The organism is Streptomyces sp. NPDC047079 (assembly GCF_040643755.1).
Lineage (GTDB): Bacteria > Actinomycetota > Actinomycetes > Streptomycetales > Streptomycetaceae > Streptomyces.
Genome location: NZ_JBEYUZ010000014.1, coordinates 92,572 through 108,400, shown reverse-complemented (window position 1 = coordinate 108,400; position 15,829 = coordinate 92,572). Strand labels below are relative to the sequence as shown.

The following is a 15,829-nucleotide window of genomic DNA, read 5'->3' as shown; positions in this document are numbered from 1 at the left end:
CGGTGGGAGGGGCCGGGGATCAGGCGGTACGGGCGTTCGCCGGCCGGGTCCCCGCGGACTCGAGGTCCGCCGGGTCGTCGACCCGGGTCAGATCACGATCGCGAGTCTCTTTCGCGACGCCCACCGCGACCAGCGTCACCACGACCGCCGCGATCACATACAGGGCGATCGGCGTCGAACTGCCGTAGTCCGACAGCAGCGCGGTGGCGATGAGCGGGGCCGGGGCGCCGGCCGCGACGGAGGCGAACTGCGCGCCGATGGAGGCTCCCGAGTACCGCATGCGGGTGGCGAACATCTCGGAGAAGAAGGCCGCCTGCGGTGCGTACATCGCCCCGTGCAGCACCAGACCGACGGTCACGGCGAGAAGGAGGTTGCCGAAGCCGCCGGTGTCGATGAGCGAGAAGAACGGGAACATCCACAGGCCGACCCCCGCCGCACCCAGCAGGTAGACGGGCCGACGGCCGATCCTGTCCGACAGCGCGCCCCACGCCGGGATGACGGCGAAGTGCACGGCGGAGGCGATGAGCACGGCGTTCAGGGCCGTCTGCTTGGACACCCCGGCCGAGGTCGTGGCATAGACGAGGATGAAGGCGGTGATCACGTAGTAGCTGATGTTCTCCGCCATCCGCGCGCCCATCGCGACCAGCACGTCCCGCCAGTGGTGACGCAGGACGGACACCAGCGGCAGCTTCTCCGCATCGGTGTCCACGGCCGCCTTCCGGGCCTCGGCCTGTGCCAACGCCTGCTGGAAGACGGGCGATTCACCGACCGTCAGACGAATCCACAGACCGACGATCACCAGCACCCCGGACAGGAGGAACGGTATGCGCCACCCCCAGGTCCCGAAGGCGCTGTCGGAGAGCACGGCGGTCAGAAGGGACAGCACTCCCGTGGCGAGGAGCTGCCCGGCCGGCGCGCCGGTCTGCGGCCAGGAGGCCCAGAAGCCGCGCCGCCGCGCGTCGCCGTGCTCCGAGACGAGCAGCACGGCCCCGCCCCACTCGCCGCCGAGCGCGAACCCCTGTACCAGCCGAAGCGTGGTGAGCAGTACGGGGGCGGCGGTACCGACCGTCGCATGCGTCGGCAGCAGACCGATGGCGAAGGTCGCCCCGCCCATCAACAGCAGGCTCAGCACCAGCAGCTTCTTGCGCCCGAGCCGGTCGCCGTAGTGCCCGAACACCAGAGCACCGATCGGACGGGCGGCAAACCCCACCGCGTACGTCAGGAACGACAGGAGGGTGCCGACCAGCGGGTCGGAGTCAGGGAAGAACAGCTTGTTGAAGACGAGCGCGGCGGCGGATCCGTACAAGAAGAAGTCGTACCACTCGATGGTGGTGCCGATGAGGCTGGCTGCGACGATGCGTGGGAGCTTCGCCGGTGTCGGGGGAGCGGATGCTGCGGAGGCCATGTGCGCCACTTCCTCGTGTGCGGTGGGGACGGATACGTGTCGGCACACCGTAGAAACATGCAGGTCAGGCGCACATGTGGCGGGACAACATAGTTCAGGGGTCGGCTGTGCGTGCGGCCACCACCCACGCCCGCTCAAGGAAGGGTGGCTGGGCCGCTTCAAGCGGCGGAAACGAGTGCCGTCCGAGAGGCGCATTTCAGGGTGATTGACGGTGCCGTGCTGGCTCCCGTGCCGACTTGCTGCTGACCACGCTCCTCACGGTCCCTGCGCCCAGTGCTTCGGCGGCGGCGCGCAGCGCAGGTGTGAGGGGCACGCCCTTCATTGCCTGCGCCGTCTCTCATGGCGTCTTTCGACGGCATGGGGCCGGGCCGGGACGCACGGTGGATGAGGGATGCCGCCTGTCCACGACGGTGCTGTCGATTGATCACGACGGCCGAGTGGGTCAGCCGTTTTCTTCCTGCTCGTCGCCGTCGGGAAGTGCTGATGGGCCGCCGGTGTCCCGCGCGGTTCTCGCCACCAGCTCGGCAAGTCGCCTGCAGGCCCGTTCGATCTCTGCCTGGGTCTGGTTTCGCTCGGTGATGGCTGCGGCGAGCAGCAGCGCGGTCAGCGCGGCAGCGCCGTTGAATGCCTGTACTGAGATCATCTTGGTGAGCAGACTATGACCGGCGAATGGGCCTGTCCCGCGGGTGGCGGCAACGATCACAAAGGTGGAGACGACCAGCGCGCAGGGCGCGGCTCCGGCGTGCTGGAAGCGGAAGGCCGCCCAGGTCAGCAGCGGGAAGGCAAGGAAGGTCAGCGGCACGGGGGCGGTTTCGAGGAGCGCTACGCCGACGGTGGCCGCCACAAGCAGCGATCCCTCCCCCCACCGGGATGGTGGTGTGCCCTTCCAGCGCGCCGAGCGGAGTACGAGCAGCACCGGCGTGACCAGCAGAACACCCATCGCGTCGCCGGTCCACCAGACCCACCATGTAGGCCAGAACCCGCCGGCGGGCAGAGCATGAGCGAGTCGCAGGGTGCTGCTGCCCACCGTCGCGCTGATGAGCATGCCGGCGAACGCGCCGAGGAAGTCCAGCGCGAGTGCGTCCTGGAAGCGGTTCATCTGGGTGCGGAACCCGGCACGGCGAAGGAGGGCGTAGGAGCACAGGGGTGCGAGGGTGTTGCCTGCCGTGATCGCGAGCACGGCGGTGGTCGATGGCCCGAGTGGGATGTTGACCAGGAAGGCACCGAGAGCGATCCCGGGCCAGACGTGCGGGCCCATCAGGAGCAGGCCGGCCAGCGCGATGCCCGTCGGGGGCCACAACGGTGTGACCTGGCCGCGCACGAGCTGCTGGAGCAGCCCCAGCTTGCCCGAGGCGTAATACAGTGCGGCGACAGCGCCGATCTGCAGGGCTGTCTTGCCGGCGCGCCGGAACGTGTCGCGGCTCGCAGCAGTCATCGGGAAGTCTTCCCATCGGCCTTGCCCGGTTGTTCCTCGTCCACTGCCCCTGCCGGATCCACCACACCGCCGCTCATCTGTGTGACCTTTCGCCATGTGCTCTGTGGGGATTGCTTCGGGCGACCGCCCGGGGCCGTGCCCAAAGGGTTGCGCCTTCAGCCGTATTGCTGTGGGCCCGTGCGGCGCCAGTGCGGAGTGCGCAGGGCGAGGACGGCCATGTCGTCGTGCCCGTCGCTGGGGTGGTGGTCGGCCAAGGCCTGCACGAAGTCCTGCAGGGGCAGAGCTGCGTTGGTGGTGGCGAGCTCGGCGAGTTCGTTCAGGCTCTCGTCGATGGGGTGGTGGGGGTGTTCGATCAGGCCGTCGGTGAAGAAGACCACGGTGGTGTCCGGGGGCAGGGGGTGGGTGCGGTCGGGGCGGGGCTGCCCGCTGTCGACGTTCAGCGGTAGTCCGGGCTCCGCGAACAGGTATTCCGCCCGTCGGCCGGGGGTGATCAGCAAAGGGGGGATATGGCCCGCGCTGCTCCAGTGCAGCCTCCAGGCAGCCCCCGCGGGTTCGATGCGCGCCAGGCTGGTGGTGGTGACGGGGTTGTCGGTGATGGCCTCCAACGTGCGATCGAGCTGGGTGAGGACCGCGCTGGGCGGAGTACGCAGGGTGAACAGCAAAGCGCGCAGCATGTGACGGGTAGAGGCCATGGCGGCCGCGGCGTGCAGATCGTGGCCGACTACGTCGCCGATGACGACCGCCACGGCGCCGTCCGGAAGCAGGATGGCGTCGTACCAGTCGCCGCCCACATGGTGGGGTTCGGCGGCGGGCCGGTAGATCGCGGCGGCGTCGAAGGGCCGCATGTCGGGCAGCGCCGGCAGCAGACGCCGCTGGAACTGTTCGGATCCGGCGCGGACCTGTTCGAGGAGGCGGACGTTGTCGATCGCGATGCCGGCGGCGCTGGCCAGGGCGACGACGATGTTCTCGTCATGCACGTCGAAGGGGAGTCCGTCGCGTCGCTGGGAGAGGTAGAGGTCGCCGTAGATTTCACCGCGCACGTTGATGGCGACGCCCAGCAGGGTGCGCAGGCGTGGGTGGCCGGGCGGGAACCCGGCGGAGGCCGGGTGGGAGGAGATGTCATTGATCCGCAAGGGTTCGGGGTGGCGGATCAGGTGTCCGAGCACGCCCAGGCCGCGCGGAAACCCCACCTCGGCCAGGGCCGCGCGTTCCTGTTCCGACAGGCCGACGGCGATGAACTGTGCGAGATACTCGCCGGAGTCGTCAAGTACTCCCAGTGCCCCGTAGCGGGCGCCGACCAGGTCGACGGCGGTGGTCGCGATGCGGTGCAGCACCGCGTGCAACTCCTGCTCCCGGGTGATGGCCACCACCGCGTCCAGCAGGCTCTGAATCCGGTGCTTGGCGGCGGCCAGGGCCCTCAGCTGCTCGTCGATCCGGCCCAGTTCGGCGTCCAGACGGGCCAGCAGGTCAGGGGGAGGCTGCCGCTTCGCCCCCTGGCCCTCCGCGTCGCGCGCCATCACGATCGCCCAGTGGACCGGTAGTCGTTCTCGGTGACCTTCAGCCGGTAGGACTCGGTGCCGGTCTGGATCAGGGTTCCCTTGAAGGTGAGCCGGTCAGCGATTGCCGCGCACAGCCGGGGGTCGGTGAAGGTCTTGTCCCATTCACTGAACGGGGCGTTCGAGGCCACCGCGGTGGCCTTGTGTTCCTCCCGCTCGGTGAAGATCTGGAGCAGCAGCTTGGCGCTCTTCTTGTCCAGGTCCAGGTAGCCGAACTCGTCCAGGCGCAACAGGTCGACCTTGCTGTAGCGGGCGATCACACCGGACAGGCGCTTGGCCGCGTCCGCCTCGGCGAGCTCGTTCACCAGGGCCGAGGTCGTGGTGTAGCGGACCAGGCCCGCTTCGGCGACCGCTGTACCGATACCGATCAGGAGGTGGCTCTTGCCCGTGCCGCTGCCACCGATCAGGACCAGAGGGCGGCCTTCGGCCACCCAGGCCGGGTTCTTCAGCTCGCCGATGAGCTCGGGGGGGACGTTGGGGTTTTTCTCGAAGTCGAAGTCCTCCAGCCGTTTGGCCCGAGGGAACTTCGCCGCCCGCACCAGCCTCTGCTGCCGGCGCACCTCCCGGTCGGCGACCTCGATCTGCAACAGCTCCAGCAGGTGCCTGTAGGACGCCTGCTCACGCCGCGCGGTGCCCGCGATCTCGACGAACCGCTCACGGAACGCGGGCAGCCGCAGATCGCGGCATGCCTCATCGATCAGCGCGTCCTCCGGATCGCCCGGCAGCGGGATCCTCGCCGGCACCACCCGCTCCCCAGTGGCCTCGGCGGTCTTCGTGGGGGTCATGCGCTCGTGCCCTTCCTCGGCGCCTGGGTGGCCACCGGCTTCAGCAGCCGGTCGTACCTGCTCATGTCCGGCAGCGCCGTGCGCGCGTCCGGCGGCAGCCGCCGCGTCCGCAGCGAGATCACCTTCGTGCCGGCCACCTCATCGGCAGAGGCGGCCTCGCCTGCCTGCTCGTCGTGCCCGCCGTCGCCATCCGCCTCATCGCCGGCATCCTCCGCCTCCTCAATTACACGGCCTTGGGGGCCTCGATGGCCACCAGGTCGGTGCTGACGGAGCCGACCTTCAAGGCAGTGGCCATGCCCGCCACCACCGCATCCGCGGGCAGCTGCCGGTGCAACAGCAGCACCTCGATCAGCATCCGGGTGCGGTGCCCTCCCGCTCCCCCGCACGTTTCTTGGCCGCGGCCCAGAACGCCTCATGCCTTGCCCGAGTACGACATCCGCAGCGGGAACAGCACACACTTACGGCGCTGCCCGGCCAGGTCCAGCCACAGGTCCGCAAAATCGACCTCGGCCTCCTCTCCCGGCCACCGTCCCCTCCAGGTGGTGGCGCCCCTGCCTCGCCTCCAACTCCACCTGCGCACGTAGTCCCGGACCGTGGAGTACGAGGCGTGCTCGAAATCGTGCTCGGCCGCCAGCCGCTGCAGCACCCGGTCGACGGTGTGCCGCTGCTTCCTCGGCGCCGAAAGATAGCTTGTCCCGGCGGATCCGCTCATACAGCCACTCACGCGATCTGTGCACCCACAGTCTCCTGACACGACCGTGATCAACCCGCACAGAGTGGCGCGGCCAAACAGTCCAACCCGCCTATTACGCCGAAAGCGGCATGTTGCACAAGGTCGTACAGACTGGCTCCCGATCCCGTTGCCGACTGCAACGCCTCACGACCGGACTCAATGGACGGCGTCCTGGCCGTCGCGATCGGCTGTGAGCCTGCTTTCCAGGCCCGTGACGATCGCGTCCAGCATCAGGCGGAACATGCGGTCCATGTCAGGGCCCGCATGCGTGGGCCCGTCCTCGTCGGCAGCGGCGGCGGCGGGCTGGAGGTTCGCCCACCGGGGGAGCGCGCCGTTGAGTTCGGCGGCGAGGAAGCCGACGACGACGGCGCACACAAGAGCGGCGGTCTCCGAAATTTCTGGCTGCGGCACCCCTGCGGCGTCCAGTGTCGCGGTGAGCGCGGTCCAGAAGGGGTCTTCGGGCTGGAGGAAGTCCGGTTGGCCGAACGAGTAGGCCATCAGCTTGGGGTGGCGGTGTGCCAGCGTCCGGAAGTCCGCGGCGAGCAGGCGGATGCGCTCCTGCCAGGGAGCGTCTTCCGGCGTGACGGTACGGAACTGGGCGCCGACCGTTCTGGCCACGCCGCGCAGCAGGGCGTCCTTGTTCGGCACGTGGTGGTACAGCGACATCGGGTTGGCGTCGAGGGTGGTGGCGAGTTTGCGCATGGTGAGCGCCTCGACCCCGTTCTCGTCGATGAGCCGCAGGGCGGCGGCGTAGATCCCGGCCTCGGTCAGAGGCACGTCTCTCTTCCGGGTTCCACGCGGGGGACGCCTCGGCTCTTTCATACCCCGTACGGTATCAGCCTCATACGGGCGCCTCTGCCTCCGGCAGATGGGCTGACGATCGACGCCCCGCCACAGCGACGCCCTCCGACGTGGCTCCCGCCGCGGCCGCTACCCCGCCATCCGTGCATGTCCACGGCTGTACGCCGCCAGCGAGCGCCGGAAGCGAGCCGAATGAGCCCCACAGCTGTATGCCCTCCGCTTCCAGCGAGACGCGAGACGCGAGACGCGAGACGCGAGACGCCCAGACGCGAGACGCAGGTTCTGGGGTCTTCTCGTGTGGGCGGCGTGACTCGGCCGCCGTCCGGTGGCCTGGTCAGCGGCGAGATTCCTCCGTGGGCTCTCCTTCGCGGAGTGCGGCCAGTGGGGGGAGTTGGCGGGGGATGCGTCCGGAGGCGCGCCGGGAGTACTGAGCGGGCTCATGGTCGCCCTCGCCGGCAGGGTCGGCTGTGAGCCGGTTCTCCAGGCCGCTGATGATCGTGTCCAGCACCAGCCGGAACACCCCGTCCTCGTCAGGGCCCGCGTTCGCCGGCTCGTCCGCGCCGGAGGGGGGTGTGGAGCGCTGGAGGTTCGCCCACTGGTGGAGCGCGCCGTTGAGTTCGGCGGTGAGGAAGCCGACGACGACGGTGCACACAAGAGCGGCGATCTGCGGGGTCTCCGAGTGCGGCACCCCTGCGGCGTCCAGTGTCGCGGTGAGCGCGGTCCAGAAGGGGTCTTCGGGCTGGAGGAAGTCCGGTTGGCCGAACGAGTAGGCCGTCAGCTTGGGGTGGCGGTGTGCCAGCGTCCGGAAGTCCGCGGCGAGCAGGCGGATGCGCTCCTGCCAGGGAGCGTCTTCCGGCGTGACGGTACGGAACCGGGTGCCGACCGTTCTGGCCACGCCGTGCAGCAGGGCGTCCTTGTTCGGCACGTGGTGGTACAGCGACATCGGGTTGGCGTCGAGGGTGGTGGCGAGTTTGCGCATGGTGAGCGCCTCGACCCCGTTCTCGTCGATGAGCCGCAGGGCGGCGGCGTAGATCCCGGCCTCGGTCAGAGGCACGTCTCTCTTCCGGGTTCCACGCGGGGGACGTCTCACCTTTTCCATGCCGCGGAAGCTAACATTTCCATACATCGTATGGTTATGACTTCGGTCACGGGCGCCCGCTCGTGACCTGGATTTGAGCTTTCCGTACGTTGTATGATATCAATTCCGTACGGTGTATGTTTCCGTGGTGCACCAGCTCCTGCCCATCTCCCTCCCTGCGAAGGAGCAAGCCAATGACCACGAACTCCGCGATGAACGACGTTCGCCCCACCGGGTCCCCGGGCGGGTCCCTCGCTCGGCCACCCGCCGCAGATCCCCGACAGCGGCCCGGGCGCGTACTTCATTGAGCTGTCGAAGCAGTTCCCCGAGGGGATCTTCAGCCTGGACATCGCCGGCCGGCAGAACGTGTTCGTCTACGACCCGGACCTGATCACGGAGGTCAGTGACGAGACCCGTTTCGGCAAGCCGGTCCTCCCGCCGCTGACCCATGTGCGGGACTACACCGGTGCGGGCCTGTTCACGGCCCACGAGGTGGACGACGGTGACGCCTGGGGCATGGCGCACCGGATCCTTATGCCGGCCTTCAGCCAGCGGGCCATGAAGGGCTACTTCGGCCAGATGCTCGAGATCGCCCAGAACCTGCTGGGCAAGTGGGAGAGCAAGGCAGGCCAGCCGGTCAAGATCACCGATGACTACACCAGGTTGACGCTGGACACCATCGCCCTGTCCGGATTCGGCTACCGGTTCAACTCCTACGAGAAGGAGGAACTGCACCCCTTCCTCAACGCGCTGCTGGAAGCGCTGACCGAGTCGATGCGGCGCGCCGGGGAGCTACCGGAGATGACCGCGCAGCGCAAGGACGACGACAAGCGGTACCGCGCGAACATCCAGCTGATGCGCGACCTGGTCGACAGTGTGATCAAGGAGCGCCGTCAGGGGAAGTCCAGCGGTGAGAACGACCTGCTGGGTCTCATGCTTGAGGCCATCGACCCCGAGACGGGCAAGCCGCTGGACGACGAGAACGTCCGTGACCAGGTGGTGACCTTCCTGATCGCCGGTCACGAGACCACCAGCGGTCTGCTGTCGTTCGCCACCTACTCGCTGATGCGCAACCCGCACGTGCTGGCCCAGGCCTACGCCGAGGTGGACCGCCTGCTGCCGGGCGACACGGTCCCGGACTACGACACGATCATGAAGATGGACGTGATCCCGCGGATCCTGGAGGAGACCCTGCGCCTTTGGGCTCCGATCCCGCAGATCATGAAGGCCCCGCTTCAGGACACCGTCATCGGCGGCCGCTACGAGCTGGAGCAGGGCACGCAGACCAACATCCTGATGGGCCCGCTGCACACACACCCCAAGGCCTGGGACCGGCCGCACGAGTTCGACATCGACCGGTGGCTGCCGGAGAACCGGGCCCAGCAGCACCCGCACGCGTACAAGCCGTTCGGCAACGGCCGGCGTGCGTGCATCGGCCGCCAGTTCGCGCTGACCGAGGCGCGTCTGGCCCTGGCCCTGGTGCTGCAGAAGTTCAAGTTCTCCGACACCGTCGACTACAGGATGGACATCAAGGAGGCGCTGACGCGCAAGCCCGGCGGTTTCGAGCTTGTCGTCCGTTCCCGTCGGGAGCGCGAGCGGACCGTGTTCAGCGTGGCGGACCTGCAGAGCGACGACACGCAGGCGCAGGCCGCGGTCAGCGGAGTCGGGGTCAACCTGACCGTCGCCTACGGCTCCAGCCTGGGCAGCTCCGAGGACCTGGCCCGCACCATAGCCGACCGCAGCGAGCGCTCCGGCTTCGGCACCACGCTGATCAGCCTGGACGAGCTCGGCGACAACCTGCCCACCGAGGGCCTGCTCGTCGTCGTCGCCGCCAGCTACAACGGCAAGGCCCCCGACAACGCCCAGCGCTTCGACGACCTGCTCGCCGAAGGACTGCCCGAAGGCTCCCTGAAGAACGTGCGGTTCGCGCTGCTGGGCGCCGGCAACACCCAGTGGGTGGCCACCTACCAGGCCTTCCCCAAGCGGATCGAGGAGGGTCTGCTGGCCGCCGGCGCCACCCCCGTCATCGAGCGCGGTGTCGCGGACGCCGCCGGTGACTTCGACGGCATGGCCTCCCGCTGGATGGACACCCTGTGGGCCACTCTGGCCGAGGAGTACGCCGCCGACACCTCCGAAGCCACCGGCCCGCGCTACGAGGTCCAGCTCCTCACCGAGGCCGACGTGCGCCCCGCGATCGTCTCCGAGCAGGCCTACCCGCTGACCGTGGTGACCAACGAGGAACTCGTGGCCGACGCGACCGGCCTGTGGGACTTCCGGATCGAGCCGCCGCGACCGGCCGCGAAGTCCATCACCATCGAGCTGCCCGAGGGCGTCACCTACGACACCGGCAACCACCTGGCCGTCTTCGCCAAGAACGAGCCGGCTCTGGTGGACCGTGCGCTCACGCGGCTGGATGTGGACCGCGACCAGGTCCTGCGCCTGGAGCTGCCCGCGGGCGGCCGCAGCCACCTGCCGGTCGGCGTGCCCGTCACTGCGGGGCTGCTGCTGACCGAGTTCGTGGAGCTGCAGGACGTGGCCACCCGCTCCCAGGTCAGGTCCCTGGCCGAGTACACCCAGTGCCCGTGGACCCGCCCGCAGCTGGAGGCCTACACCGCCGACACCGAGGAAGCCGAAGAGCTCTTCCAGAAGGAGATCCTCGGCAAGCGCGTCTCGGTGCTGAACCTGCTGGAGCGCTTCCCGGCGGTCGAGCTGCCGCTGGCCGCCTTCCTGGACATGATGGCCCCGATCCGTCCGCGGTTCTACTCCATCTCCTCCGCCCCGCAGGCCAACCCGCGCCAGGTGCGCCTGACCGTGGGCCTGCTGGAGGGCCCGGCCCTGTCCGGCGACGGACAGTACCGCGGCACCTGCTCCTCGTACATCGCGGGCCTGGAGCCGGGTGACGTCGTCTACGGCTACGTGCGCGTGCCCTCCCCGACGTTCGCGCCGCCGGCCGACCCGGCCACGCCGCTGATCCTGATCGGCCCGGGTACCGGTATCGCGCCGCTGCGCGGCTTCCTGGAGGAGCGCGCCCACCAGCAGGAGGCCGGCACCCAGGTCGGCCTGTCCCAGGTGTTCGTCGGCTGCCGCCACCCCGAGCACGACTACTTCTACCGCCAGGAGATGCAGAACTGGGAGCAGGCCGGGATCGCCCAGGTCCACACCGCCTACTCCGCGGTGACCGGCCACCCGGCCCGGTTCGTGCAGAACGCCATCGCCAACACCGCCGACAGCGTGTGGCAGGCCATCCAGGACGGCGCGTACATCTACGTCTGCGGTGACGGCCGCCGCATGGCGCCGGCCGTACGCGAGGCCCTCGCCGCGATCTACCGCGAGAAGACCGGCGCCGACGACGAGACCGCCCAGCGGTGGCTCGCCCAGCTGGAGGCCGACGAGCGATACCAGCAGGACGTCTTCGCCTGACCCCAGACGCCGGGAGGCGTGCGGCGCACCTGTCGACCCGCACGCCTCCCGGTCACCACCCCTCCCGGCAAATCCTCTGGCACTCGGCGGCCCGAACCGCCGGAGTGCCACTCACAGAAAGCAGTTCGTCATGGACACCATGCTCGCCGGACGCTTCTACGTGGACTCGAAGAAGTTCGTCGTGGAAGAGGTCCCCGTCCCCGTGCCCGGTCCGGGCGAGGTGCTCGTCGAGGTCAAGGCCGCAGGCGTGTGCCTCTCGGACGCCCACCTGCTCGACGGTTCCCTCCCCCCGCTCTTCCTGGAGTCCGACGCGGTCACGGTCGGCCACGAGGTCTCCGGTGTGATTCACACGCTCGGCCCCGACCTCAAGCGGGCCCTGACCGTCGGCACTCGTGTCACCGTCGAGGCCGGCAAGGTCTGCGGCCAGTGCGGGGGCTGCGTGCGCCGCCGCCCCTGCACCCAGGTCCGTACCGCCGGCATCGACTACGACGGCGGCTGGGCCCAGTACATGGTCACCCCGGAGGAGACCCTCGTACCCATCCCCGACAACCTCCCGTTCGACCAGGCCGCGATCATTCCCGACGCGGTCTCCACCCCCTATGCGCCGTCGTCGCCACCGCAGGCGTACGGCCCGCCCAGTCCGTCGGCATCTGGGGCGTGGGCGGAGTCGGCGCGCACAACGTCCGCGTCGCCCGCCTGGCCGGTGCCGCACCGATCATCGCCGTCGACCCGCTGCCCAGCGCACGCGAGCGCGCCCTGTCCTTCGGAGCGGACTTCGCGCTCGACCCGGCCGCCCCCGACTTCGCCGAGCAGGTCCGCGCGGCTACCGCCGGGAAGGCCTGGACTTCGCCTTCGACTGCGCCGGTGTGCCCGCCGTCCGCGAGCAGGCCGCCTCCGTGCTCGGCATGGGCGGCTCATTGATCCTGGTGGGCATCACGCCCAGGCCGCTCACCATCAGCGAGGGCCTGACCCTCAACTACATGATGAAGCAGGTGCGCGGTCACTACGGCGCCACCCCCGAGGGCGTCGTCGAGCTGGTGCAGCTTGCCTCCAGCGGCCGCCTCGACCTGGCTCCCTCCATCACCGACCACCTCCCGCTGGCCGAGGCCGCCGACGCGGTCAACCGACTGGAGAACAAGATCGGCGACCCGATCCGTCTGATCCTGGTTCCCTGACACCTCGACACACATTCATCAAGACCACCTCTGGGCAGGGGTGAGTGGGCGCCGGTGCTTGAGGGGGTACCGGCGCCCACGGTCTTTCGCCCTGGCCGGGCTCAGACTGGGCCACTCGCGTGTCGGCCGTTTGCTGGAGGCGCCTCGACTCTTCCGCACGTCCCGGCAGATTCGTCGGCCCGGGAACGGTCCCGATCTTGTCCTCGGCGAGACGGGTCTGGTCCTGCGTCGACGCCGCATCCCTCGGCTCGTGGACTGCTCAAAGTGGATGCGTCGGCCCGTCGAGTGCTACATCGAGGTGGGCACGTGCGGGGAGCGGAGCACGAGCAGGGTGATCTCGCTGGGGGCGAAGACGCGGAAGGGCGGGCCCCAGAAGCCGGTGCCGCGGCTGGTGTAGAGGAGGGTGCGGGAGCCGTGGCGGCTGAGGCCGGCGAGGGTCGGCTGGTCGATGCGGACGAGGTGGTGGAAGGGCCAGATCTGGCCGCCGTGGGTGTGGCCGGAGAGTTGGAGGTCGATGCCTGCGGCTGCTGCCCGGTCGATGAACTTGGGCTGGTGCGCCAAGAGCAGGACGGGTAGGTCGGGGTCGGCGCCGTTCAACGCTCCGGCGAGGTGGGCGCGGTGGCCTGCCAGGCCGGAGGAGTCGGCGGTGACGTCATCCACGCCGGCGACCACGAGAGTGTCGCCTCCGCGTTCGAGCAGCAGATGGCGGTTGCGCAGCGGCTCCCAGCCCAGCTCCTCCATCAGGTCGACCCAGCCCTGGGCCTCGCTGTAGTACTCGTGGTTGCCGGTGACGTATACACGGGCCCGGGTGGCCCGCACGGCTCCGAGTGGGGCGGCCTGGGCGCGGCGGCGTTCGGCCGTGCCGTCCGCGATGTCGCCGGTGTGGCAGACCAGGTCGGCTTCCAGGGTGTTCACCGTCTCGCACACCCGTGCCGACCAGCGGGCGCGATCGAGTGGGCCGTAGTGGGTGTCGGTGATGAGGACGACGCGAATGCCGTCCAACCCGGCACCCAGCCGTGGGAGTCGCACGTCGAGTCGGCGCACGCGTGGCACGCGGCGGGCTTCGGCGTACCCCCAGGCGAGTAGTACGGCGGTTATGCCGAGGACGGCCCAAGTGACGATTCGGGCCCGGTCCTGACTCTCGTCGACGCCGGCCACGGTCAGGGCGAGCCGCAAGGGGACGCCGAGCAGAATGGACCAGGTGAACAGAACCCAGCTGGTGCCCAGCAGGGTGTCACCGACGATCGCCGCCCGGTCCTGCTGGCGTCGGCCGTGGCCGCGCGCGATCGCGAGCGGCATACCAACGAGGCCGAGGGCGAACAGGGCGGTGCCGACCAGCGTGACCGGCAGCGGCCAGTGCTGGCCGGTGTGCAGGAGAACCCAGCAGGGCACGGCCCACAGCAGGACGGGGGCGATCAGGGGGATGTAGCGCATCAGGCGGTGCAGTCGGCTCTGCCGCGGAGCTTGCGCTTCGCTGTCGGCGGGTCGGGTGTTGCTGGTGTGGGTCACGCTGCCCCTCTCTGACCAGGGTGCCGTCTCGCGCACTGTATCCGGTCGTCTTCGGGCTGCCGGACGGGCGTTCATGGGTGCGGCCCCAGCGTGATGGGCCGGTCTGCGTGTGCATGGATGAACTCCACCGTCCGGCGCACCGTCGCCGCCCCCGTGTGGCCCGGCCCGGGTTGCAGCGGATTCCCGACCGCATAGTTGTTCGGGAAGGCTGTGAGGCTGACGGCGGCCAGCAGTCGGGCCGCCGCGTCCAGGGCCAGTGGCGTCGTCGGCGCCCCGGTGTCTCAGGACAGCCGCTCGTTCAACCGCCTGGTGACGAAACCGGTCCCGCAGCTCAGATGGTCGGCCCGAGCCTCGGTGGGCGCCGGCAGGCGCCAACGTCCAGGGCAGCCGCAGCGGAAAGGGCACTGACCGGTCGCCATGCGGGCGCGTCCCTTTGAACGACTCCGCTCCCTTCCTCGTTTGACCGCGTGAGCTTGGTGGCAGAGGTAAAGATCATGAAGGCCGCGCCGACCACGGGCTATCCCACGTCCCTTGGGGCGACGACGCAGCCGGCGAGCACTGTTGCGGCGGCACCTGTCGTTGGCTCCCCGTCACGGCGGAGTTGCACACGAGCAGCTCCGCATATCCGATGTGCCGGACGATGACGCCGCCGCCACCTGGCCGGCAACGCCTGGTCCTTGTCGCCGATCCCGGCGTGCCCTCAGAGATCGCTCGGGCTCTGGCGCCGCGTTTGCCTCAACACCTCACCCGGGCCGTGAGCAGCCGGGTTGAGTGGGTGGTGGACGCCTTCACCGCTCCGCTGGTCGGTGCCGAGCAGGTCGACGTCTCCGACATCGCGGACGCCGTCAGCCGCCATCTGCAAGGCATCAAGTGGGACATCGCCGTCTTCATCACGGACCTCCCACGGCGAGCGAGGCTGCACCCGATCAGCGTGGAAATCGACACTGAGCAACGTGCCGCGGTGATCTCCCTGCCCGCCCTGGGGTCTCGACGACTCCGTCGCCGGGTTCGGCAGGCGATCGTCGACATCGTCCGGCAGTTCGTCACACAGGAAGACGCCCCGCAGCACCCGGAGGTCATCGGCCGCCTACCTCACCAGGCAGGACCCAGCGCCGGTGACGCCTCTGACATGCCAAGACGCTACGTCGTACCCGGTCTGCGCGGGCATGTTCGCCTCGTCGCCGGGATGGTGTACGCCAACCGTCCCTGGCGGTTGTTCGGCTCCTTGTCGCGCGGGCTGGCGGGTGTGTTTGCCACGGCGACGGTGTTGTTCATGAATACCGCCACGTGGAATCTCGCTACCGCGCTGGGTACGTGGCAGCACGCAGTCATCACGGCGCTGGCGGCGTCGGCGCTGACCGCATGGATCATCATCGACCATGAACTGTGGGAACGGCCCGGTGACCTGCCTGCCCGCCACCATCCCTTCTACCCCTACAATCTGGTCACTCTGATCACGGTTGCGTCCGCAGTTGTCGTTCTGGCCACTGTTCTCTTCGGGGTTCTGGTCGCCGTATCGTTCCTGTTGCTGGCCGCGTCCGTACTTCAGAAATTCATCGGACGCCCAGTGGGTGCGGGCGATTACATCTACTTGTCCTGGTTCATCACCGCCATCGCGATGGTCGGCGGCGCCTTCGGCAGCAGTCTGGAAACAGACGACCAGGTACGTGACGCGGCCTACGGACGACGACAGCGCGAACGTCAGCGGCAGCTCAAGGAGAGGTCGGCACGGCCGGACGAAGGCATGGACACGCCACGGGGCGGCCCCGGTCGGTGATGCCAATGCCCGGCGGAGCACACCGGATGACCACGGCGGGGTGCCGCAGTCGCAATGTGTCAACCACTGCTTCTCATGAGTCGTGGCTTGCACTGGCAGGTCTACCGCGTTCTTCCGCTTTGGTACCGCCGGGGGGAGGAATGAGTGGCGTCCGT

Annotated in this window: 12 protein-coding genes and 1 pseudogene; 3 read left to right on the top strand and 10 right to left on the bottom strand. The window is 69.2% G+C overall.

Annotated features, from left to right (window positions below; translation table 11 throughout):
- Positions 1-19 precede the first annotated feature (19 nt).
- From ABZ823_RS19745 to ABZ823_RS19705, 9 genes are all read right to left on the bottom strand, one after another.
- Entirely contained in the window at positions 20-1,405 is a 1,386-nt protein-coding gene (locus ABZ823_RS19745; protein WP_361661579.1) for an MFS transporter, read from the bottom strand.
- 442 nt (positions 1,406-1,847) lie between these two features.
- Positions 1,848-2,840 carry an MASE1 domain-containing protein gene (locus ABZ823_RS19740; RefSeq protein ID WP_361661576.1) on the bottom strand — a complete coding sequence of 331 codons (993 nt, stop codon included), beginning with the start codon at positions 2,838-2,840 and terminating at the stop codon, positions 1,848-1,850.
- 155 nt (positions 2,841-2,995) lie between these two features.
- Positions 2,996-4,357 (bottom strand): GAF domain-containing SpoIIE family protein phosphatase, encoded by a 1,362-nt coding sequence (locus ABZ823_RS19735; protein WP_361661573.1) that lies wholly within the window; start codon positions 4,355-4,357, stop codon positions 2,996-2,998.
- Positions 4,357-5,181 carry an IS21-like element helper ATPase IstB gene (gene istB, locus ABZ823_RS19730; RefSeq protein WP_361661570.1) on the bottom strand — a complete coding sequence of 275 codons (825 nt, stop codon included), beginning with the start codon at positions 5,179-5,181 and terminating at the stop codon, positions 4,357-4,359. The genes ABZ823_RS19735 and istB overlap by 1 nt, the downstream gene beginning before the upstream one ends.
- Positions 5,178-5,318, bottom strand: a complete 141-nt coding sequence (locus tag ABZ823_RS19725) for a hypothetical protein (RefSeq protein WP_361661567.1) — start codon at positions 5,316-5,318, stop codon at positions 5,178-5,180. The genes istB and ABZ823_RS19725 overlap by 4 nt, the downstream gene beginning before the upstream one ends.
- A gap of 86 nt (positions 5,319-5,404) precedes the next feature.
- Positions 5,405-5,536, bottom strand: coding sequence for a hypothetical protein (locus ABZ823_RS19720; RefSeq protein ID WP_361661565.1), 132 nt, complete (start codon positions 5,534-5,536; stop codon positions 5,405-5,407).
- Positions 5,537-5,593: 57 nt separating this feature from the next.
- Entirely contained in the window at positions 5,594-5,893 is a 300-nt protein-coding gene (locus ABZ823_RS19715) for a hypothetical protein (RefSeq protein ID WP_361661563.1), read from the bottom strand.
- Between the two features lie 177 nt (positions 5,894-6,070).
- Complete coding sequence (locus ABZ823_RS19710; RefSeq protein ID WP_361661560.1) at positions 6,071-6,691, bottom strand: TetR family transcriptional regulator; 621 nt, start codon at positions 6,689-6,691, stop codon at positions 6,071-6,073.
- 358 nt (positions 6,692-7,049) lie between these two features.
- Entirely contained in the window at positions 7,050-7,769 is a 720-nt protein-coding gene (locus tag ABZ823_RS19705; protein WP_361661557.1) for a TetR family transcriptional regulator, read from the bottom strand.
- A gap of 297 nt (positions 7,770-8,066) precedes the next feature.
- Between ABZ823_RS19705 and ABZ823_RS19700 the strand changes: the two genes are divergently transcribed.
- Positions 8,067-11,213: a cytochrome P450 gene (locus ABZ823_RS19700; protein ID WP_361661749.1), complete on the top strand. Its 3,147-nt coding sequence runs from the start codon at positions 8,067-8,069 to the stop codon at positions 11,211-11,213.
- A 130-nt stretch (positions 11,214-11,343) separates the two neighbouring features.
- Positions 11,344-12,388 (top strand): annotated as a pseudogene (locus tag ABZ823_RS19695) (zinc-binding dehydrogenase).
- Between the two features lie 288 nt (positions 12,389-12,676).
- Here ABZ823_RS19695 and ABZ823_RS19690 read toward each other — a convergent pair.
- A complete protein-coding gene (locus tag ABZ823_RS19690; RefSeq protein WP_361661554.1) occupies positions 12,677-13,897 on the bottom strand; it encodes a metallophosphoesterase in 1,221 nt (406 codons plus the stop codon).
- Between the two features lie 778 nt (positions 13,898-14,675).
- On the opposite strand from ABZ823_RS19690, the gene ABZ823_RS19685 reads away from it, so the two are divergent.
- Positions 14,676-15,674, top strand: coding sequence for a hypothetical protein (locus ABZ823_RS19685; protein WP_361661551.1), 999 nt, complete (start codon positions 14,676-14,678; stop codon positions 15,672-15,674).
- Positions 15,675-15,829: the final 155 nt, after the last annotated feature.